Source organism: Pseudodesulfovibrio sp. JC047 (genome assembly GCF_010468615.1).
GTDB lineage: Bacteria > Desulfobacterota > Desulfovibrionia > Desulfovibrionales > Desulfovibrionaceae > Pseudodesulfovibrio.
In genome coordinates this window covers 49,521-70,254 of the sequence record NZ_WUEH01000003.1, presented here as the reverse complement: position 1 = coordinate 70,254, position 20,734 = coordinate 49,521, and the positions used below count along the sequence as shown (strand labels likewise).

Sequence of the window (20,734 nt, the reverse complement as noted above, 5' to 3'; positions counted from 1 at the left end):
TGAGTCATGAATGAAGTCGTAGATGCGCGCGGTCTGTCGTGTCCGCAGCCTGTATTGGTTATGTTGCAAAAAATAGACGCCATGGGATCAGGTGCCGTCGATATCTTGGTGGATACCGAGACATCCATGGAAAATGTGTCACGCGCCGCTGGTTCCAAGGGATGGGCCGTGAATGTGGTTGCCGAGTCGGACGAGGAATATCGGATCGAATTATCCAAGGGGTAATACGTGGGATTTCTTGAGAAGTTCACGAAAAAAATGTTTGGTACACAGAACGAGCAACGCGCTGATCGCGGGTTGCTCGTTTTTGAGAATACCAGCGAAGTGATTCGGGCTGAGCGTATCCTTCAGGGGAATGGGTGGGATATCAAGGTCATGGGACCGCCCCCGGAGATTCAAACCGGCTGTGATCTGGTCATCGAATTTCCGCTCATCGAGGGGCTGAATATCCTTCGGAGTCTGGAAGAGAAGAGTGCTTCGCCATTGGATGTTGTGCCGGTCACTGGCCCGTTGCTCGCTCCGGTTGATCTGTATCAGGTCAAGGATTTTGGTGAATACCTGATGGTTCGTGCGGCCAACATGAAATTGACGGTCGAGAAGTCCACCCGAAAAATAGTCAATATTTCTGGCGGAGGCTGTCCCGATGTACCGTATTTGGCGGTCCACATGATCGGGCATACATTGGACGACGCGCCCGCGCCCCGTGAAATTGGTCATACCTTGTGCGGTTATGCACTTGATTTGGCGTATCAGGAAGTGAGGCGTTTATGCTCGCAATAGTCGGAACTGTGCCGGATCTGGATGTGCCGGTTCTGGATGCACCGGTGGTGGTCGATGGTGCTGATTTGGTGGTTGATGGTCGGATGATATCTCCGGATCGAGGGACGGCAGCCCTGCTGGCTGCAGCGGTTGAGACTGCCCGACTTCTGAATGAGCCCATGCCCCATGTCTTTTTGGTGGGCGATCAGGGGGTGGGCGATGGAAGTCGTGCCTTGTATGCGCATCTGGCCACGGTGTTGCCAAAGCGACAGTATTCAACCATGGTTTTTCATTATCTTCAGCCAGATGTGGATTGGCACAACAAGGTTTTGCTGGCCATTCAGGAGATGGAGCATCCCCCCAGACTCATTGCGGATGCGGGATTCATGTACGCGGCGAAAATGAGTGGACAGGCACCGGCCTATGATCTGTTTACCCCGGATGCCGGAGAGTTGGCTTTTCTGGCGGATGAAACCGCGCCACATCCTTTTTATACGCGGGGATTTATTCTGCATGATGACAACCATACCCCGGATTTGATCGCACGTGCATATGCCCATGAGAATGCGGCAGAAATGCTATTGGTCAAAGGCACTGTCGATTATGTGGCTGACAGAGATGGTATTCGGTATTCCGTGGCAGAGCCAGTGTCCGAGCCCATGGAAGCCATGGGTGGCACGGGCGATACCGTGACGGGAATGGTTGCTGCGTTGATCGAGTCCGGCTTGTCGGTGGATGTTGCGGCCCACTATGCGATCAAGGCCAACAGGCTTTCGGGATTTTTGGCACAACCCAGCCCGGCGACGCGTGTTGGTGCGCTTATTCCGTTTCTTGCCGAGGCCATGCGATTGGCCGGGGTGCATGTGGCTGAAATATGATTTTTTGCATGATTGGGATTGCATACGGAGAAAGGCCGATATCGGGGGCGATATCGGCCTTTCCTTGTTTGGGGGTGAGAGGTGGTTGTTGGTTTATTTTGAAACGGTCACGAAGTGTTCCTGCATGGCGACAGCTCCGCCGCCACGGTCCCACTTCTTGATCCCTTTGGACAGGAGCAGGTTATCTGCGGCTCCGCGGCCTATGGCGCGGGATTCGACCTTGAGTTTGTGATCGAAGCCATGGAGCATGAAGATACATTCGGGATGGACGAAGTCGGTGACAAACGCCCGAATCTTGGATGAATAGTCAATGCTTGAGACAGTGACATATTCATCGTTTTCAATGCCCAGCTCTTCAGCCCGTTTGGTGTTGATCCACAGGACGTTCTCGGACATGCGCTCAAAGAGCAGCTTGTTGTTCAATGTATGTCCCTGGGTGTGCAGGGCACAACGACCAAAGGTAATGCGGAATTTGCCTTCGGGCGGACGCTCGGGAGACTCATACGGCTTTAATGATTTCAGGCCGTCGGCTTCCAGTTTGGCGTCTATGATCTGGACCTTGCCGGATGGCGTCTTGAAAGAGCCTTCCTTGACGGGCTTGTACAACGGGCCGTCTGCCAGAGGAACGATGCCGGTGGCATCGAAATCGGACAAGGACACACCGGTGCCGTCCAACTGGAAATTCCAGATGTCTTCCACATTCTCGTAGACCAGTTCTTCCAAGCCAAAACGCTTGGCCAAGCCGGAGTAGATTTCCCAGATGGCCTTGGTGTCATACACGGGTTGAACCGCGCGTTTGCGGATCTGGAATGCGGGCTTGGGACCATTTTTGGTCATGATGGTGTCATCTCGTTCCAAGTACGGCGAGATCGGCAGCACGACATCGGCATACCATGCGGTGTCGGACCAGGTGAAGGTCGCGGAAACGAGCAGTTCAATGCTGTCCCACATCTTGCGGATGTCGGGAGCGTCCGGGAAAGCCATGAGCGGGTCATGGCGGTTGCAAATGTACGCCTTGACCGGGTAGGGCTTTTCTTCGACAGCGGCCTCATAGGACAGGTGAACCAGTCCGGGACCAGCGTCGAGATGCTTGCGGCCATCCATCCAACCCACGCCATCAGCACGTTTGCCTTCGGGTTTGGGATAGAGGTTCATGAAGCTGTTCAATCCCTTGGCACCGACATCGCCCGGCTTGTTCATGAACGGCAGGCCACCCTTGGCACCGATGGCACCCATGAGGGCATTAATGATGTAGATGGTGCGGGACATGTAGAAAGAATCGGTATATCGAGCGGTCATCCAACCCGGATGCCAGAGGATGGACGGGGCGGCTTCTGCCAGCTGGTGACAGAAATCACGAATGTCGTCGGCCTTGATGCCGGTTTCTTCTTCGGCCCATTCCGGGGTGTACTGCTGGACAAAGTCTTTCAGCAGATCGAAATCTTCCACCCAATTGCCAACGAAGTCTTTGTCATACAATTTTTCGTTGATGATGACATTGATGACAGCCAGGTTGAAACCATAGTCCGTACCGGGACGGATCATGAAGAAATTGTCAGCCTTGGTGGCCGGGACATTGGCCCGAATATCAATGACGGACAGCTTGCAGCCCTTGCTCATGGAGTTGAGCAGGTTGTTGACTTCAGCCACGTTGACGGCTTCGAAAATGTTTCGCTGTTGAAGAATGACGTGCTTGGCGTTCTTCAAGTCGTAGGAGACTCCCTTGCGGCCGAATCCGAAGACCGACAGGGCGGCGTTCTGGACGTTCCGAGCACAGGCGGAGTCGTGGTTATTGTAGTTGGAAGTGCCGATACCACGCAGGAAGGCCCGATAGAAATCACGGAACGGTCCGCCGCGATCGGAAAACATGACGGAGTCTTTTCCGTAGGTTTCCTGAATGCGTTTCAGTTCATCGGCCACATAATCCAGCGCTTCATCCCAAGAAACCTGTTTCCATTTGCCTTCACCGCGTTTGCCAGTGCGGACCATGGGGTATTGGGGGCGTTCTTCTTCGTAAGTCAGGGCCGTGCCGGCTGCTCCGCGAGCACAGAGAGATCCTTCAATGCCCGATGCATCCGGATTTCCCTGAATATACTCGACTTTGCCATCGACTACTTCGACTTCTATAGGGCAGCGCACGGTGCACATGCCACAAATGCTTTTCACATATTCTTTCTTCATGCTTCTCCTCCTGAACAGACGGAACTTTTTTTTGCGCTTTTTGGTAGACCGGAACCTATCTTCGCTGTGAGCTTTATAGCAACAAATTCCCCATATGTGAAATAGATCACAATATTTATCACCCTTTTTTGGTTCGATTTGAGTTATTATGAAGCCGGATTGGGAAAATAATCACAAGCGTGTATGCAGTTGACCGATTGCGCTTTTTTCCACAAACCAAGGGTCATTACGGAACTGCGCGACCAACTGAAGTTTTTTTCGAGGTGTAAAAATGGCCAGTTATAGAATTAAGTTTGACAAAAGCAGGTGCATTGCCTGCGATGCGTGCCTTATTCATTGCAAGGTGAAAAACAAGGTGCCTGTAGGGATTTCCCTCAACCGTTTGACCGTGGAAGGTCCCATTCCAGATAAGAATGGAAAGCCCACGGCAAAAATCAAATATCAAAACTGTATGCATTGCAAAAATCCTGAATGCGTAGCAGCATGTCCCACAGGGGCCATGTACAAGCGCGAAAAGGATGGACTTGTTCTTGTCGACGCGAGCAAATGTGATGGCTGCAAGGCATGTGTCGAAGCCTGCCCGTGGTCGGTCCCGGTGTTCAATGAAGAAAGCGGCAAGATCATGAAATGTGATTTCTGCGTTGATCGGGTCGATGCTGGTGGCATCCCCGCTTGCGTAGCCGGATGTACGGCCAAGGCTTTGACCTTCATTCGGAAATAGATTGGTCATTCTCTCCGGCGGGGTTGCCGGGGAGTGGAAAATTTGGGGTCTTTTAAACATTATTCAAGAGGAGGAGGTAACAGTGTTACGTTCAAAAAAAGCAGTTCTGTTGCTGGCTCTGGTAGCTGTCACGTGTCTCGTGGCAGAACCTGCCTGGGCCGATCGTCTGGCTGACGCTATTGCAGAAGCCAAACCCCAGGGTGAGCCTGGATATCTGGGCATCCCCGGTGGTCCGCAGCTCAACATCGTCATTGGCTTCTTGTGGGCCATCTGGGTTGGTTGGATCTTTTCGACTGTTGGCGCATTCGGTGGTATCATGTCCGGTGTCGGTCATATTACCATTTACGGCCTTGGCGACTACGCAAGTAGCTTCGGTAAAGGTTCCCACATGAACAAGGTCATCACCGACTCCATCCGCGTATCGAACCAGTGGTTGGTCGGTTGTTCCGCAGCCTTGTCTTCTTTCAACTACTATAAAGCCGGTCGTCTGGTGCTGCCTCTCGGTATCGCTCTGGCTATCGGTTCCGTGGCCGGTTCCTGGTTGGTCCCTTGGTTGACCGCAGGCAAGATCAGCCTGAAGTCCTACCTTGGTTACTTCGGTCTGTTCGTCCTGTTCCTGGGTTGCTATCTCACTTATGAGACCACCCCGAAAGGTCAGGCTGGTAAAAAGGCTGCTAAAAAAGCTGCCGCCGCTTTTCAGGAATCCGTCAAGAAACAGCAGAAAGGTGCTGAGATTGACATGGCTGAAATGGGCGTCAAGGTTCAGAAGTTCACCCCCACCATTTGTGAGTTCACCTTCTTTGGTGTGGAATTCCACTTCAATCCGCTGATTCCTGTTGTTGGTGGTTTTTTCATCGCAGCCCTGGCTTCCTTCCTCGGCGTTGGTGGTGGTTTCCTCCTGGTGCCGTTCTTGACCTCCGTTGCTGGTCTGCCCATGTACTTGGTCGCCGGTACGTCCGCTTTGGCCGTCTTCATCGGTATGCTGAACTCCATCGCTTCCTACATGCTGCTCAAGCAGACTCCGGTTGCATGGGGCCTGATCGGCGCCGAGCTGATTGGTATCGTCATTGGTTCCATCGTTGGACCGAAGACCTCCAAGTTCATCCCGGACAGAGTCCTGAAGTACATCTTCATCGTTCTGGCTGTGTATGTTGGCGTGCGTTACACCTCCAAGGGCTTCCTGGGTTACTCCCTGGTTCCCCCCTTCTAAGTCGCGAAAACAATACTCATTCAATGGAGACCACCCGTTTCGGGTGGTCTCCTCACCGTATTAAATAGGATAGACCATGACCGGCCAAGTTATTTATGAATTGATGGATCCCTGTATGATCTGGGCATTCCGCATCGGTGGTAATCCATATGTCGGGTTTGTCATTGGTTTGATTTGGGCAAGCCTTGTGGCAACAGTCATAGGCGAATTGTGTATGGCTGGTGTCTATTTCCTGAACAAAAAACATTTTGCGACGATCAACCGTGATATGGTCGATCATCATAATCTTTCTGTCAGAGCTTTGGGATACAAGGACAAAACTGCTTGGAAAGCCTGTAACTCCATTGCCAATGACGCATTCGGCAAGAATTTCTTTTCTCGGATGGCACTGTTCGCATCTTCTTTGTGGGTCGTGCCTTTTGTCATAGGGTGGATGTTTTTCCGTTTTGGACACGTTGATTTCGTTGTTCCATATCTTGGGAATGTCGGCCCTGCATTTGTTTTTATCCCTGCATATATCGTTATTCGTGTCCTGTTTTGCAAGGCAAAACCATGGCTGCCGTTATTCAAGACCATCAAACAGAAGGTCAAGGAAAACGAAGCCGGGGATGAGATGATGACTTTTATGGATTTAGTCAAAGACAGCGACCAACAGGGCGACTCTCCGATACCGGAAAAATCCTGATTTTCGAGACCATAAAAAAGCCGCCCTTGATGGGGCGGCTTTGTTCTTTGAAATGGAAATATGTGAATTCTTATGGAGCTGTTTTTTCGATGCTCTTTTCGAATCCTTCCAAATCGGAAGGGCCGAGCAGGTAAACTCGATCTGCTGTCTGGATGCACATGACATCGGGCCGGTTAGAAACAATGACCGCTTCCTTTTCATCTTGAACGATGACGATGCCTGATTTGTATCCACCGAAGCTCATGTGCTTCTTGGCCTTGACGATTTGGAAAGCCTCATCGGTCTTGAGGTTGGCGGGAAAAGTCTTTTCCACGCTGGCCCAAGGGATGACTGCGGAAGCAAAGGGTGGTGCCGCCAGGAGAATCCCTTCGTCGGCCACAGTGATTGATGCGCGTTTTGGTGTAATATAGAGCATGTACCAATAGAATATGGCGAGCGGACCTGCCACTGTTATCATGCAGATGGCGGTCCACTGCAATCCGGAATTGAAGCTCCATGCCACAGCCGCGGCAATGCCTGCTACTGTGAGCAGAAAAAGCGCAATAATGGATTTGTGCATGGGGACTTTGTATGTCGTTGCCATATAGATTCTCCTTGGGTGTGCCGTTGGTATGTGTTGCGATATTCATACTGGCAATGGCGTCGGTTGCCAAGTGGTATCATTGGTTGGACGGCATGAGAAATTTCTGTATGATTGCAAGGGCATTCGGTGATAAACAGCGTATGGGTAGTGCATGATGACAGCAAAGAAGAAAAGGCGATTTCAGTATGAAGGCTTCGGGCGTCTGGTTGCAGGAGTGATCCTGCTGCTCACCATGGTGCCGGCGGTCCTCATGGGGTGTTCTGATGAAGAAGCCCTTCAGGTGGACTTATCCAAACGGAAAACCCTGGTCGCTCCTCGGCAGGTCAAGGCCATTACCTACGCCTATCTGCCACAGTATTCACATACAATTTCCTATCAAAGACATCGCCAGTTGCTTGAATACTTGCGCAAGTTCACAGGGTTGCCGCTTCGACAGATTTTTCCCGATACCTTTGATGAGCATATCAAGATGGTGGAACGGGGAGAAATCGATATTTCCTATTCAAATCCTTTTGTTTATATACGATTAGCCAAAGTCGGAGCCACGGCGTTTGCCGGTATTGTTGAGCCGTCGGGTAATCCGGATTTCCAGGGGCAGATCATCTGTCGTCGGGATAGTTTTGATATCAAGAATATTTCCGATTGCCGAGGGAAACGGTGGGTTGCCGTGGACCCGGAATCTGCCGGTGGGTATCTGTTCCCGCTGGGGTTGTTTTATGACAACAATATCACTGTGAGTGATTTTGAAACCGTGGATTTTGCTCCGGGACCAGGGGGCAAGCAGGAGAAAGTCGTTTTGGCGGTTCATGCTGGAGCCTATGATATCGGGACGATTCGCAAGGGCACGCTGGATGTGGTTTCCGGGAAAATCAATCTCGATGATATTCGAGTACTTGCGGAAACCAGACTGTATCCGGGGTGGGTGTACGCGGCCAGAAAAGGGCTTGATCCGGAAGTGATTCGGGTCATTTCCGAGGCGATGTTCGCTTTGAATTTTAATCATGAACCAGATCGGGAGATTCTCGCTTCGGCCGGAATGCATGGCATTATTCCCGTGCAGGATTCAGAGTACGATCCGGTCAGGGAATTGGTTGGTAAACTTGGGTTGACCCAATAGGCGGATATTCAATGAGACTTTTCCCCAGACTTCGATTTCGCAACAAGCTCAACATGGGCATGGCGGCCATCCTTATTGTCATGGCTCTGCTGTTATTGCCGATGGTTGGGTATATGAGTGCACAATCTCTGGTGGAAGAGAGCAAGATGCGTGGTTCGTCATTGGCCGCGAGTCTGGCTGTTCGGGCGGTGGACCCCATCTTGGCCCGGGATTTTTTGCGGTTGAAGAACATGGTGGATGAACAGAGCCGCGTGCAGGATGTCTTGTACGCTTTTGTGCAGGATCGTAACGGGCATGTCATGGCTCATACGTTTCAGCGGCGATTTCCGGTTGATCTTCTGACTGCTAACGGTGTGGGAGAAAACGGTGCATTGCATATTCAGCTTTTGGAAGACGGGTCCCGTCGAATGTATGATTTTGCGGTACCTGTTCAGGTGTCGGACGGCCAGCTCGGGGTTGTCCGTATCGGATTATCGACGACACGCATCAGCCGGACTGTGCAGCATCAGATAACGCTCATGGCGGGGCTGTTTGCCGGGGCATTGATTATAGCTACGTCCATCGGGACGTATTTTGCCCGGCGTGTGACGGTCAGGCTGGGGTTGCTGCGCGCTCATGCTGAAGAAATGTTGACCGGCAATTTGAATATCCAATCCTCGCCAGAAGGCGGTGTACATTGTTGGGAACGGCGAAATTGTACGCTCACGGAATGTCCTGCTCATGGGGAAACGCGGCGTCGATGCTGGTATATCGCCGGAACCATGTGCCCTGATTGCGATAATGAAAGCAATTTTCAGTGCCGGTTGCAGTCCTGTCGGGCGTGCAGTGTGTATCGGCAGAATGCCGGAGACGAAATTCAGGATTTGGCTGAAACCTTTGATGTCATGGCGGTGTCGCTCAAGACGCATATCAATGAATTGCGTTCCGCAGATCGGAACCTTCGAGATCAGCAACGACTTATGCGCACTATTCTGGATATGACACCGGATCGGGTTTCTTTGTTGGATGCGACCATGCGGTATCAGGCGTGTAACAAAAGTTTTGCCGATTCCGTCGGTGTGCCGGTGCCGGAAGTGGTCGGCAAGACGGATTTCGACCTTTTTTATGAAGTTGAGGCTGAGGAACGCCACATGGCGGCCCGAGATATTCTGGAATCAGGACGGCGTATTGATACGCAGATTCAGATTAAGGATGAAGGAAAACAACAGTGGTTTCATGTTGTTTGTGTGCCGGTTTTTGATGCTGATGGGCGCATCGATGGTTTGTTGCGCACGGATCGTGATATTTCGGATATCAAGGGGTACGAGAATCAGCTTATTCAGGCTCAGAAAATGGAATCTCTGGGATTGCTGGCCGGTGGTGTTGCGCATGAAATCAACACTCCGCTCGGGATTATTCTTGGATATTCGCAGCTTTTACAGGAAGATGTTGAGCCTGACAGCCAGATTCACGGGGATCTTATCATTATAGAAAAGCAGACCAAGGTCTGTAAGAAAATCGTGGCTGACCTGTTGGGCTTTTCTCGGCAGACGGATTCTGCCAAACGGGAAATGTGTTTCAACAATTCGGTCCTTGAGGCGGTCAGTCTGGTTCGGCATACGTTCAGATTGGACAAGGTCGAGATCATGACGGATATGGATGATCGGTATCCCATCATTTATGGGGACCCGGAAAAATTGAAGCAGGTCTGGATCAATCTGCTCACCAATGCCCGGGATGCCATGGGGACCGATGGCGGGATCATATTCATTCGGACCAAGTTGGATACCCCTGCCGGGATAGTGTCTGTTTGGATGGCCGATTGCGGCGTGGGTATTCCCAAAGACAAGATGAAAAATATTTTTGATCCTTTTTACAGTACCAAGGCCGTGGGGCAGGGAACAGGATTGGGGCTTTCTGTTTCGTTTGGTATTATCGAAGATCATGACGGGGAAATAACAGTGACGAGTCCGCTTCCGGAGGGGTTTGAATTTCCGGAATGCGAGGCAGCCAATGGACCCGGAACGGTCTTTGAAATTGATCTCCCTTTGGATCACCAGTTTCATGAAGGGAGTAGTGAAGCTTAAGGAGTTAGGCATGGCGAATATACTGGTCTTGGACGACATTTCGGACGCCGGAGTGTTGGTCAAGCGTATTCTGGAGCGGAAGGGGCACAGTGTTTTCAACTTCACGGAAGAGGAAGAGGCGCTGAAGTATGCGGAAAACAATCCGGTGGAATTGGCTATTCTTGATATCAAGCTCAAGAAGATGACCGGGGTGGAGGCCTTGGAGGAACTGAAAAAGATCAACCCGGACATGAAGGCGATCATGTTGACGGGCTATCCCACCTTGGAGACAGCTCGCGAGTCGTTGCGTCTTGGGGCAGAAGAGTATTGCGTCAAGCCCATCAACAAGGAAGAACTCGAAACCAAGGTTTCGGAAGTCCTGGGAGGATAGCATGTATTTCAAACAACTCTTCAAGCACTGGACGTACCAGGTCTTTGCCCCTGGAACATTGCTGCGACGCAAATATGAAGCCTTCAAATCCCTGTTGGCGCAGGACGCTATCGCCTTGGAACTGATAGCGGATCTTGAAGAGATGTTTTATGGAAAACGTCTGGCTGATCGGCAGCGGGCGGTATGGATGACCAACCAGTTGTCCAATGCCGTGGGAACCATGGCGGGCCAGCTGATGGAAATGAATCCGACCCGGTACATGGACCTGCCCGAGTATTTTCGTAAAATTGATTTTTACGTGCGTATGGGCATGGAGCTTGAACAGCCGGAAGTGGGACCGCCATACATCCTTTCATTGGAAGAAGCCGCCTCATTTCCTCTGTTGGCAGGCGGGAAGGCTGCCAACCTTGGTCGGGCCAAAGTCCATGGTAAAGTCCCGGTTCCTCCTGGATTTGTCATCACGGCAAATGCTTTTAACTATTTCATTGATTTCAATGGATTGAACGAACACATCGAAGAGCGACTTCGCCAGATGGAAGTCGGTGATCGGGATCTTTTGGCGCGGTTGACCGCCGAGATGCAGGAGTTGATTCTCGCATCGGAAGTCCCGGAAGAAATTGCTCGGGGCATTCGGTTTGGCGTGTCTGAAATCATTGATGGTGACGACTGCATTGCGGTGCGATCCAGTGCGTTGGCTGAAGACGGTGAAATTTCGTTTGCCGGGCAGTATGCTTCGGAATTGAATGTTCCTCCGAATGATGTTTTGGAGGCGTATAAACGAGTTTTGGCGGGGAAATATTGTCCCCGAGCCGTGTCGTACCGGATTTCCAACGGGCTGACAGATAGCCAGACCGCCATGGCGGTGCTGGTTTTGCCCATGGTGGATGCCGATACCGCTGGAGTGGTGTATTCGCAGGACCCGGATTGTCGGGGCAAGGAAGCGATTGGTGTCTATGGGGTCAGCGGACTTGGTCACGGATTGGTGGATGGCAGTGTGTCGCCGGACAAGGCGATTCTCACTCGTGAGGAAACACCGCGTATCGACAACGAGTGTTCGCCGGATACACGCGGTTTGCCATCAGAGGAGACTCTGGTCAAATTGGCCCAATTGGCCATGCAGTTGGAAACGGCATTGGGAGCTCCACAGGACATTGAATGGGCCGAAGATGTGACGGGAAAACTGTTCATCTTGCAGAGTCGTCCCTTGCAGTTGGAGCGTGAAGACGCGGTTTCTGATCATGAATCTCTGTCGGTCACCCCATTATTGGATGAGTTGGAGTGCGCGTCCACGGGTGTGGGCTGTGGTGAAATTTATTATGCGTCCTCTGGCGAGCGTATTGCCATGATTCCGCCGGGAGCCGTGGTCGTGACGCCGTCGTTGAAACCGTCGTTGTTGACCTTTATCGGGCATATGAATGGCGTGATTTCCCGCACGGGAAGCCGGGCCAGTCATTTTGCTTCGGTGGCGCGTGAATGCGGTGTGCCTGTGCTGGTGGGTGATCTGGGTGAGGCGTTGAAATCCGGGCAGTTGGTGACGGTGGATGGCACGCACGGCGCGGTATATGAAGGGTGTGTCGAAGTCATCATGACCCGGTCTCAGAAGGCCAAGCAGGTCTCGAAGCGGGTGGTCGAACAATACGCCAAAGTTGCGCCCATTGCGGTCAAGTTGAATTTGACCGATCCCCAGGCCGATGATTTTTCCCCTATGGGATGCAAGAGTCTGCATGATGTGGTGCGGTTTTGCCATGAACGGGCCGTCAATGAGATGTTTTCCATCATGGACAAGCGGGGACGGGGTTTGCATGCGGCCAAACGGTTGCAGACGAACCTTCCGCTGGTCATGTATATTCTCGATTTGGGCGGCGGTATTTTTGGCAATGCCAAGGAAGGGAAGACCATCTCTCCATATGACATCAAAAGTCGTCCCATGTGGGCACTCTGGTACGGTCTGGCTGATGAACGTGTGAAATGGTCGAACAAATTGACGCACATGGATTGGGAGGAATTCGACAAGGTCTCTGGTGGCATTTTCAGTTTTGATTCGAAACTGTTGGCCAGCTACGCACTTATTTCCGAAGACTATCTGCATTTGATGGTCCGATTCGGATATCATTTTTCCGTGGTTGACGCCATGTGTTGCCCCGATGCCGGTGCCAACTATGTGAATTTCCGTTTCAAAGGCGGTGGTGCCGGGTTTGATCAACGGCTGTTGCGACTGGAATTCATTCGGCAGATTTTGGAGTGTTATGGATTCGAGACTGAAACCCGAGGCGACATGATCGATGCGCGGTGTGCCCGTCTGAATGAAAATGAGACGCAACGGATGCTCGTTCGGTTGGGGTATCTGATGGCAGTGACTCGACTGATGGATATGCGTTTGACCAGCGAGGAACAGATCCTTGACGAGGTGAAGAAATTCGTCAAGGAAGCGGAGAACCGCGATGAGTAAAAAGGGTTCGTTTGCTTATCAAGTGACATGGGTGACAGACCAGCTTGGGGTGGGACACGCTCCCATGAGCCATCCCCAGTTGGAAGCCATTCATGCCCAGGGAGTGGACGCAATTCTTAATTTATGTGGTGAATTCTGCGATTTGCATGATATTGAAAAGGAAGCAGGGTTCGAAGTTCATTATTTGCCGCTGGATGACGAAGAGGCTCCGAGTCTCATCGAGTTGGAAAAGACCTTGGCCTGGTTGGATGAAGCCATTTATCTCGGTAAAAAGGTCTTGATCCATTGTCGGCACGGCATCGGCCGTACCGGAACCGTCTTGAATGCGTATCTGTTGCGACGTGGGCTTGGGCATAAGTTGGCAGGTCGTGCGCTCAAGCGACTCAAAAGTAAACCCGCCAATTTTGTCCAGTGGAGAACCGTTCGGAAATATGGCAAACAATCTGGTCGATTGAATATTCGGGAGCCGTCGCTTGAATTTAAGCGATTGGTCGATCTTTCCCCCTTTTTCAATGATTATGAAGAATTGGCGCAGCGTCTGGAGGAGCAGGTCGAGACGGTGAACGGTATTGCCTGCGGGTTGGACCATCATGAATGTTGTACTACGCCAGTCAGCCTGACATTGGCCGAAGCGGTTCACATCAGCCATCGGATTAATTTGGAATTGACCGGGGAAGAACGGCTCGCAGTCATTGAAAAGGCCGTGAAAACCGCACAGGCAGAACGCAGTGCCGTCAATGATCTGGATGAGGATCAGGGGGGCGAATATTGCCTGTCCGAAGTCGGTGCTGTCTGTCCGCTTCTTAAAAATGATCAGTGCATGTTGTTCGAACACCGTCCGTTGCAGTGTCGGGCGTTCGGGCTGGACCAGAGTGAGGATGGTGGACTCTGGGGAGAGCTGCTCACCCCGGCTCTGGACAAGATTTCTTCGGAAATTTGGTTTGCCTATACCGGGTCCATGGCCCATGTCAAAATGCCGCATTTCGCCTTGCCGGACGTGGTGTCCGGCAAGTTTGTCGAAACGATTTTCAAGTACATGATGGAGCAGGGATTGGAGTAGGTTTTCCCTATCTTTTCCTGGATCGTCCGCGTTTGTCCATGTCACCTTTTTGCGGGTGGTCATGGTGCTTGTGTGCGTGCGATTTCCCTTTGGGAGGTCTTCCCGTGTTGGGCATGAGAATGGCGTGTTGCCGGAGCCGTTCGGCATCGGTCTTGGCCACGTGAATGGGGTTGCCTTTCAGGTCGGTTTCGGCATGAAACATGGCTGCGGCCGCCGTTCCGGGCAGGGGAATGAAGCACTGCACCTGTTCCGGTTTCCAGCCTTGGGATTTGAGCCAGTCGCCCAAGGTGTGCATGTCGTCCTCTGTACACCCGGGAAAGGCGGACATGAGATAAGGAATGACATATTGCTGCTTTCCGGCTTTGCGAGATTCTTTCCAGAAAAGATCCAGAAATTTTTCAAAGGTTTCAAATCCAGGTTTTCGCATGAGTTTGAGCACATGGTCGACCTGATGCTCGGGTGCGACCTTGGCCTGTCCCCCCACGAATTCCCGGATCATGCCAGTGAGCGCGGGCATGTCTGTCACGGCAAGGTCGATTCTCCAGCCTGATGCCACTCGGACGTGTTTGACGGATTGTACGTCATTGACTGCTCGAAGCAGATTGACGAAATCTTTTTGTGCTACCCGGTAATGCTTGCATATCTTCGGTGTCATGCAACTCGGACGGGTACAGGTGGATTGATCTCCGGCGCAGTGTGCGCCCCACATGTTGGCACTGGGACCGCCCACGTCGGAAATGGAGCCTTTCCAGCCCTTGACTTTGGTGATGGCCGTGACTTCCTTGAGAAGGGACCGCTTACTCCGGGAACGAATGGTGCGTCCCTGATGGAGTGCCAACGTACAGAAGGAACAGCCGCCGGAACAGCCTCGATGAGTGGTCACACTGGTTTGAATCATGTCCGCCGCCGGGATGCGTTGGGTATAGGACGGATGTGGCAATCGGGAAAATGGCAGTTCGGCAAGTTCGTCCAGTCCCGCAGTGTCGAGCAGGGGGCCGGGCGGGGTGAGCATGACCATGCGGCCCGCTGTTTCCTGGACGGCCATGGCCTTGTTTTGATGCACCTGTTTTTCCAACAGTTGCGTCGCCTTGATAAGCTCTTGCGGGTTGGCCAGTATCGCTTCATGCGAGGGCAGCGTGATAATTGGGATATCTGTGGGAACATCTTTGGCCGAGCCTGCGACCACCAGTCCGGGAACGCCGAGCAGTTGTGGCCGAAGAGCCTTGATGTTTATTTCGCCGGATTCTTGGAGAATTGTTTCAATGGTTTCCGCGAGGTTCACGATGGAATTTTCGGCCATGCCATAGGTGATGGCTGTGGCCTTTGAGTCCAGAAGAATCGAACGGCGGACTGAATCAGACCAAAAATCATAATGGGAAATTCGACGGAGCGACCCTTCGATGCCTCCCAGAATGACCGGGAGCCCGGGAAAGGCGCGTTGGACCACGTTGGTGTAGGCCATTGATGCGCGGTTTGGACGGGCACCGGCCTTGCCGCCGGGGGTGTACGCGTCGTCCGACCGCTTTTTTCGAAATGCGGTGTAGTGCGCGAGCATGGAGTCCAGTGAACCGGAGGTTACACCGGCAAACAGTCGAGGACGGCCCATGCGTATGACATCGTCGGGTTTATCCCATGCGGGTTGGGCGATAATGCCGGTTCGGAACCCGTGATGTATCAGCCAGCGGCCCAAGAGAGCCGCGCCGAATGAGGGGTGATCCACATAGCCATCGCCGGTAATGAGGAGTATATCCAATTCGTGCCAACCCAGGTGGTCCATTTCTTCACGGGACATGGGCAGGACAGACGGTTGTTTGATATGTCTTGTTTGATGTTGCATTGTGCGCGCATCATGACGCACACCCCCTGTGAGGTCCACCGTTTTTCCTCCTTTTTTTGGCGGATTTTTTAGGCTCGGTGTGCCCTTTTGAAAAAAAATGTGAGAAAAATATCCAAACATATCGGGATAGCTTGTCTTAAATAATTGACTCTTGACAAAATACCTCTCAGAGGAAAGATTATTATAGTATATTGTAAGAAGTGTGTGACCCGTATTTGGCGTGGTCATTCCTCTTGCTTTCATTTTATTCCAAGTGGTGCATATGTCAGTTGATAAAAAAGCCGCGTCAAAAAACGCTTCAAAGCCGACTGAATCGGAAAACATTTCGACCAAGGCGCCGATCGGGGGGGGCTCTGGAACCACTGTTCACGCTGAATCCGCGGATTCTTCGGGCAGGGAAAAGAGTCAATCTTCGCCGTCTTCACATTCTGAATCTCAATCGGATATCACTGAAAATATTAAAGAAAAATTGTCTTCAAGCGAAAATGCGTCCGGCCAACCCGGCCAACCCGGCCAACCCGGTCAGCCCGGTCAATCAGGGCAACCCATGCCGGGACAACCTGGCCAGCCAGAGCCGATCAAGGTTGAGGCGGACGAACGGTTATCGCCCAAGGATATCGATTTTCAGCCTCCATTGGTGATTTGTCTGTCCATTATCAGCCGTCTGCTTGGCAAGCCGGTCTCTTCGGCCACGCTCAAGGCCGGGATTCCCCAACAGGAAGGCGTGATTACCGCGGCTTCCATTGTCCGGTCCGCAGAACGCATCGGTATTCGGGCCAAGACCGTGTACCGTGAAAAATTGCGGAGCATCACTCGCCTCATTTTGCCGTGCATCCTGTTGTTGCGTGGCGGCAATGCCTGTGTGCTTTTGGAAACATCGGATGAGACCGCCCGGGTTGTTCTGCCTGGTCACGGAATGGATGAAACGGAAATTCCGTTGGAAAAGCTTGAAGAAGAATACACCGGCTATGCCATTTTCTGTCATCGACATTCCAAGCTCGACAAGCGGGTGTCCGGACTGAAATTGCTCAAGACAAAGCGGTGGTTCTGGGGTGTGATCGGACGGTTTTGGCCCATTTACAAACACGTTGTGGGCGCGTCCATCATGACCAACATCATTATCGTGGCGTCGCCATTGTTTGTCATGAACGTGTACGACCGGGTCATTCCAAATAATGCCATGGAAACGCTGTGGGCCTTGGCCATTGGAATCGCCATCGCCTATGTTTTTGATTTTTTGTTGAAAAATTTGCGCAGCTATTTCGTGGATGTCGCGGGTCGAAACGCGGATGTCATCATCGGCAGCCGGATCATGAATCATCTCATGTCGGCCCGGCTCGATCACATGCCGGAATCCGCTGGAGCCGTGGCCAACAATATTCGTGAGTTCGAGTCGCTGCGTGAATTTTTTGGATCGTCATCGCTGGTTGCGTTGATTGATCTGCCGTTTTTATTTTTGTTTATCTTCGTCATTTATTTCATTGGCGGCCCGATTGCCTATCCCATTTTCATCGCGGTTCCCATCGTGATTCTCGTTGGGTTGTTTCTTCAGATTCCCTTTCAGCGGATTATTGAAGATCATTATAAGGAATCCACCCAGAAACACGCCCTGTTGTTCGAGATTGTTCAGGGACTTGAAACCATCAAGACCAGTATGGCCGAGGGCCGTATGCAGGCGCGGTGGGAAAGTGTGGTGGGGATGTCCGCCTTGTCCAATAGCCGGGCCAAAATCATGGCTAATATCTCGATTTCATTTTCCGTGTTTATCACGCAGATGGTGTCGGTGGCTGTGGTCATTATCGGTGTCTTTCTGATTTCCAAGGGAGAACTGACCGTGGGTGGGCTGATTGCCTGTAATATCCTGTCCGGACGGGCCATGGCCCCATTGAGTGCCGTGGCCGGATTGCTGTCTCGTTTCCAACAGTCCAGAATGGCGCTGAACGCACTTGATATGCTCATGGAGATGCCCAGTGAGCGGCCAGATGAGAAAGAGACATTTCATTATGGAGAAATTGAACCTTCCCTGACTATGACGGATGTCTCGTTCAGTTATCCCGGCACGGACAAGGCCGTGCTGCATGATGTCAATTTTAAATTGGCCCCCGGTGAAAAAGTGGGCATTGTCGGACGGACCGGAGCCGGTAAGAGCACGCTGGGCAAATTGTGTGTCGGGTTGTACCAGCCGGTTGAAGGTGCTGTTCAACTCGGTGATATCGATTTGCGCCAGATGGATGTGGCGGACTTGCGCCGAAAGGTCGGGTACATTTCACAGGACAGCCTGCTTTTTTATGGCACCTTGAAAGACAATATCGCTTTTGGCTTGCCCGAGGCTGATGACCAATCCATCAATTTTGCGGCGGATATCTCCGGGGTGAACGACTTTGTCCGTGATCATCCAGCAGGGTTCGGCATGATGGTCGGTGAGCGTGGCTCTTCATTGTCTGGCGGGCAACGCCAGGCCGTGACCATTGCCCGGGCCGTCCTGCCTGATCCGGAAATTCTCATCATGGATGAACCGTCAAGCAACATGGACAACCAGTCTGAATTCCGGCTCAAGGAACGGCTTCGGCCTTTTGTGGAGGATAAGACCCTGATCGTTATTACCCACCGGCATTCCATGCTTGATCTCGTTGATAGGCTGGTTATCATGGACAGAGGGAAGATCGTGGTGGATGGCCCGAAAAAAGCTGTTCTCGATGGTTTGAAATCCGGTAAAATCAAAGTTTCCCTGTGAGGTCGTCATGAGCAAGCATAAAGAAGATAGAGAAGTTCTGCTGTTCATGAGTGAAGTGGACCAGGCCATGTATGGCAAGGGTCGCCGGTTCGCGTATATCATGTCTACAGCGATTGTGTTGTTGATCATCTTTTTTGTTATTTGGGCTAAATTAGCGGTGTTGGATGAAGTCACTCGTGGCTTTGGTCGAGTTATTCCTTCTCAGCGTATTCAGGAAATACAGAACCTTGAAGGGGGGATCCTGAGTGAATTGTTTGTTCAAGAAGGGCAAACAGTGAACAAGGACGATATATTGTGTCGTTTGCATAACGAACAGGCTGCCAGTTACTATCGAGATGCCTATGCCAAGGCTTTGGAACACAAGGCCGCTATCGCCCGACTTCTTGCCGAAGTCGAGGACAGGGAACCGATTTTCAGCGAGGAGCTGAAAAAGGAAGCCCCACAGTTGGTACAAGATCAATCGCGAATTTCCAGGGCACAGCAGGAGCAACTCAGAATTGAGTTGGGGTTGTTGCGCGATCAGTATGAGCAGAAACAGCAGGAAGTGAGCGAGATGGCCGGGCGTAAACGTCAATTGCAGCGCAGTCTGGACGTCGCCATCAAGCAGCGGAATATTACCAAGCCTTTGGTTGAAAAACAAATCCATTCGGAATTGGATTATCTGGCGTTGGAGCAGCGTGTTGTCGAATTGCGTGGTGATGTCGAGGCCTTGGCTTTGGGGATTCCCCGGGTAAAGCGGGCTGCCAAGGAGGCGCTTGGTCGGATCGAGCAACGCAAGGCTGAGTTTCGGAGTCAATCGCTGGAAGAAATCAACGAGCGTCGGCTTGAACTGAATTCTCTGACAGAAAATCTCAGTTCGGGCGGAGATCGTGTGACTCGGACCGATGTGCGGTCGCCGGTCAAGGGAATTGTCAAACATATCATGGTCAATACGTTGGGCGGTGTTATCCGTCCCGGCGAGTCCATCATGGAAGTGGTGCCGCTGGATGATTCGTTATTAGTCGAGGCGGAAATCAAGCCGTCGGATATTGCCTTCCTGCATCCTGGACAAAAGGCGCAGGTCAAGATCACAGCGTATGATTTTTCCATATATGGAGGCCTTGAAGGGACTGTCGAAAATATCAGCGCGGATACGATTGAAGATGAAAAGGGTGAAAATCATTACCTCGTGAAGGTGCGGACCAAACAGAACGCCATCGTGTACCGGGGCCAACGATTGCCGATTATTCCGGGTATGACTGCTGGTGTTGATGTCCTGACCGGAAAGAAATCCGTTCTGGATTATTTGTTGAAACCTATTCTCAAGGCAAAGCAGAACGCGTTGAGGGAGCGTTGATTTTTTCATGACGGGGAAACTGGGAAGCCATACGGTGACCAGAGCCGTTGTGTGCGCTGTGTGCATCGTTTTCGTCCTTGGGGTGGGAACTGGTGTGAGTTTTGCCGCACAAAAAGTAAAACAACCCCGACTGTTGGGGACCATGGAATTCAAGGGAAAAATTCAGAAGTTGCCCAAGTGGTCGCGAGTGGTGACAAAAATGAAGTCGTGGAAAGGATATTTTCAGGACGCCAAGACCGCCAACCATCCGTCAAAATCCAAGTGGTACGCCGTGAAGACACAGCTCAAAAGTAAACCAGATAAGGATAAACTCAAGGCGGTAACCAAGTTTTTCAATCAATGGCCCTATCGGTTGGACAAGGCCAACTGGGGCGTCAGCGAGTATTGGGCGACTCCGTGGGAATTCTTGAGAAAATCAGGTGATTGCGAAGATTATTCAATCGCCAAGTTTTACGCGCTTCAGGAGCTTGGTTTTTCACAGGATCATATGCGTATTGTTGCAGTCAAGGATTCCATTCGAGGCATAGGACATGCTGTTTTGGCGGTCTATGTCGGTGACGATATCTACATCCTTGATAACCAGACGAACATGGTGCTGTCGCACGAAAAGTATAAACATTATATTCCGCAGTATTCCGTGAATGAAAAATATCGATGGATGCACGTTGCACCCAAAAAGAAAAGTACATTCGCCAAGAGAAAGAAGTCAGGCACGCCTTCCCCAAAGAAGGCGACACCATAAACCAGA

Annotated in this window: 17 protein-coding genes; 14 read left to right on the top strand and 3 right to left on the bottom strand. The window is 51.7% G+C overall.

What is annotated here, in order from left to right; all coding sequences use genetic code 11:
• The first annotated feature begins 6 nt into the window (after nucleotides 1-6).
• From GO013_RS02610 to GO013_RS02600, 3 genes are read left to right on the top strand one after another with little or no spacing between them, the layout of a single operon-like run.
• On the top strand, nucleotides 7-225 hold the full coding sequence (locus GO013_RS02610; RefSeq protein ID WP_163808492.1) for a sulfurtransferase TusA family protein: 219 nt from the start codon (nucleotides 7-9) through the stop codon (nucleotides 223-225).
• A gap of 33 nt (nucleotides 226-258) precedes the next feature.
• On the top strand, nucleotides 259-780 hold the full coding sequence (locus tag GO013_RS02605) for a DUF3343 domain-containing protein (RefSeq protein WP_163808491.1): 522 nt from the start codon (nucleotides 259-261) through the stop codon (nucleotides 778-780).
• On the top strand, nucleotides 768-1,637 hold the full coding sequence (locus tag GO013_RS02600) for an NAD(P)H-hydrate dehydratase (protein ID WP_163808490.1): 870 nt from the start codon (nucleotides 768-770) through the stop codon (nucleotides 1,635-1,637). The genes GO013_RS02605 and GO013_RS02600 overlap by 13 nt, the downstream gene beginning before the upstream one ends.
• 93 nt (nucleotides 1,638-1,730) lie before the next feature.
• Here the strand turns inward: GO013_RS02600 and GO013_RS02595 are convergent, their stop codons facing one another.
• Nucleotides 1,731-3,818: a molybdopterin-dependent oxidoreductase gene (locus tag GO013_RS02595; RefSeq protein WP_163808489.1), complete on the bottom strand. Its 2,088-nt coding sequence runs from the start codon at nucleotides 3,816-3,818 to the stop codon at nucleotides 1,731-1,733.
• A gap of 271 nt (nucleotides 3,819-4,089) precedes the next feature.
• Between GO013_RS02595 and GO013_RS02590 the strand changes: the two genes are divergently transcribed.
• The 3 genes from GO013_RS02590 (at nucleotide 4,090) to GO013_RS02580 (ending at nucleotide 6,434) form a co-directional block, all read left to right on the top strand.
• Nucleotides 4,090-4,539 (top strand): 4Fe-4S dicluster domain-containing protein, encoded by a 450-nt coding sequence (locus GO013_RS02590; RefSeq protein WP_163808488.1) that lies wholly within the window; start codon nucleotides 4,090-4,092, stop codon nucleotides 4,537-4,539.
• Between the two features lie 82 nt (nucleotides 4,540-4,621).
• Complete coding sequence (locus GO013_RS02585; RefSeq protein WP_163808487.1) at nucleotides 4,622-5,749, top strand: sulfite exporter TauE/SafE family protein; 1,128 nt, start codon at nucleotides 4,622-4,624, stop codon at nucleotides 5,747-5,749.
• A 76-nt stretch (nucleotides 5,750-5,825) separates the two neighbouring features.
• A complete protein-coding gene (locus GO013_RS02580) occupies nucleotides 5,826-6,434 on the top strand; it encodes a hypothetical protein (RefSeq protein ID WP_163808486.1) in 609 nt (202 codons plus the stop codon).
• 70 nt (nucleotides 6,435-6,504) lie between these two features.
• Here GO013_RS02580 and GO013_RS02575 read toward each other — a convergent pair whose 3' ends face one another.
• Nucleotides 6,505-7,017 (bottom strand): PH domain-containing protein, encoded by a 513-nt coding sequence (locus tag GO013_RS02575; RefSeq protein WP_163808485.1) that lies wholly within the window; start codon nucleotides 7,015-7,017, stop codon nucleotides 6,505-6,507.
• A gap of 232 nt (nucleotides 7,018-7,249) precedes the next feature.
• Between GO013_RS02575 and GO013_RS02570 the strand changes: the two genes are divergently transcribed.
• From GO013_RS02570 to GO013_RS02550, 5 genes are read left to right on the top strand one after another with little or no spacing between them, the layout of a single operon-like run.
• Nucleotides 7,250-8,134, top strand: a complete 885-nt coding sequence (locus GO013_RS02570) for a phosphate/phosphite/phosphonate ABC transporter substrate-binding protein (protein WP_163808629.1) — start codon at nucleotides 7,250-7,252, stop codon at nucleotides 8,132-8,134.
• Between the two features lie 11 nt (nucleotides 8,135-8,145).
• Nucleotides 8,146-10,200 carry an ATP-binding protein gene (locus tag GO013_RS02565; RefSeq protein WP_163808484.1) on the top strand — a complete coding sequence of 685 codons (2,055 nt, stop codon included), beginning with the start codon at nucleotides 8,146-8,148 and terminating at the stop codon, nucleotides 10,198-10,200.
• 10 nt (nucleotides 10,201-10,210) lie between these two features.
• Entirely contained in the window at nucleotides 10,211-10,570 is a 360-nt protein-coding gene (locus tag GO013_RS02560; protein WP_163808483.1) for a response regulator, read from the top strand.
• Between the two features lies 1 nt (nucleotide 10,571).
• Nucleotides 10,572-13,019 carry a PEP/pyruvate-binding domain-containing protein gene (locus tag GO013_RS02555; RefSeq protein WP_163808482.1) on the top strand — a complete coding sequence of 816 codons (2,448 nt, stop codon included), beginning with the start codon at nucleotides 10,572-10,574 and terminating at the stop codon, nucleotides 13,017-13,019.
• Nucleotides 13,012-14,079, top strand: a complete 1,068-nt coding sequence (locus GO013_RS02550; protein ID WP_163808481.1) for a dual specificity protein phosphatase family protein — start codon at nucleotides 13,012-13,014, stop codon at nucleotides 14,077-14,079. The genes GO013_RS02555 and GO013_RS02550 overlap by 8 nt, the downstream gene beginning before the upstream one ends.
• Before the next feature lie 7 nt (nucleotides 14,080-14,086).
• On the opposite strand, the gene GO013_RS02545 is transcribed toward GO013_RS02550, so the two are convergent.
• Entirely contained in the window at nucleotides 14,087-15,916 is a 1,830-nt protein-coding gene (locus GO013_RS02545; RefSeq protein WP_163808480.1) for a YgiQ family radical SAM protein, read from the bottom strand.
• 469 nt (nucleotides 15,917-16,385) lie between these two features.
• Between GO013_RS02545 and GO013_RS02540 the strand changes: the two genes are divergently transcribed.
• Genes GO013_RS02540 through GO013_RS02530 form a run of 3 tightly spaced genes read left to right on the top strand, consistent with a single transcriptional unit; the run spans nucleotide 16,386 to nucleotide 20,728 of the window.
• Complete coding sequence (locus GO013_RS02540; RefSeq protein ID WP_239057709.1) at nucleotides 16,386-18,650, top strand: type I secretion system permease/ATPase; 2,265 nt, start codon at nucleotides 16,386-16,388, stop codon at nucleotides 18,648-18,650.
• Nucleotides 18,651-18,657: 7 nt separating this feature from the next.
• Nucleotides 18,658-19,986, top strand: a complete 1,329-nt coding sequence (locus tag GO013_RS02535) for an HlyD family type I secretion periplasmic adaptor subunit (protein WP_163808479.1) — start codon at nucleotides 18,658-18,660, stop codon at nucleotides 19,984-19,986.
• A 7-nt stretch (nucleotides 19,987-19,993) separates the two neighbouring features.
• On the top strand, nucleotides 19,994-20,728 hold the full coding sequence (locus GO013_RS02530) for a transglutaminase-like cysteine peptidase (protein ID WP_163808478.1): 735 nt from the start codon (nucleotides 19,994-19,996) through the stop codon (nucleotides 20,726-20,728).
• Nucleotides 20,729-20,734 lie beyond the last annotated feature (6 nt).

Excerpts from the sequence above, each read along its gene's own strand:
- GO013_RS02610 (WP_163808492.1), top strand. The coding sequence starts at position 7 with ATGAATGAAGTCGTAGATGCGCGCGGTCTGTCGTGTCCGCAGCCTGTA.
- GO013_RS02605 (WP_163808491.1), top strand. The coding sequence starts at position 259 with ATGTTTGGTACACAGAACGAGCAACGCGCTGATCGCGGGTTGCTCGTT.
- GO013_RS02600 (WP_163808490.1), top strand. The coding sequence starts at position 768 with ATGCTCGCAATAGTCGGAACTGTGCCGGATCTGGATGTGCCGGTTCTG.
- GO013_RS02595 (WP_163808489.1), bottom strand. The coding sequence starts at position 3,818 with ATGAAGAAAGAATATGTGAAAAGCATTTGTGGCATGTGCACCGTGCGC.
- GO013_RS02590 (WP_163808488.1), top strand. The coding sequence starts at position 4,090 with ATGGCCAGTTATAGAATTAAGTTTGACAAAAGCAGGTGCATTGCCTGC.
- GO013_RS02580 (WP_163808486.1), top strand. The coding sequence starts at position 5,826 with ATGACCGGCCAAGTTATTTATGAATTGATGGATCCCTGTATGATCTGG.
- GO013_RS02575 (WP_163808485.1), bottom strand. The coding sequence starts at position 7,017 with ATGGCAACGACATACAAAGTCCCCATGCACAAATCCATTATTGCGCTT.
- GO013_RS02570 (WP_163808629.1), top strand. The coding sequence starts at position 7,250 with ATGGTGCCGGCGGTCCTCATGGGGTGTTCTGATGAAGAAGCCCTTCAG.
- GO013_RS02565 (WP_163808484.1), top strand. The coding sequence starts at position 8,146 with ATGAGACTTTTCCCCAGACTTCGATTTCGCAACAAGCTCAACATGGGC.
- GO013_RS02560 (WP_163808483.1), top strand. The coding sequence starts at position 10,211 with ATGGCGAATATACTGGTCTTGGACGACATTTCGGACGCCGGAGTGTTG.
- GO013_RS02555 (WP_163808482.1), top strand. The coding sequence starts at position 10,572 with ATGTATTTCAAACAACTCTTCAAGCACTGGACGTACCAGGTCTTTGCC.
- GO013_RS02550 (WP_163808481.1), top strand. The coding sequence starts at position 13,012 with ATGAGTAAAAAGGGTTCGTTTGCTTATCAAGTGACATGGGTGACAGAC.
- GO013_RS02545 (WP_163808480.1), bottom strand. The coding sequence starts at position 15,916 with ATGCAACATCAAACAAGACATATCAAACAACCGTCTGTCCTGCCCATG.
- GO013_RS02535 (WP_163808479.1), top strand. The coding sequence starts at position 18,658 with ATGAGCAAGCATAAAGAAGATAGAGAAGTTCTGCTGTTCATGAGTGAA.
- GO013_RS02530 (WP_163808478.1), top strand. The coding sequence starts at position 19,994 with ATGACGGGGAAACTGGGAAGCCATACGGTGACCAGAGCCGTTGTGTGC.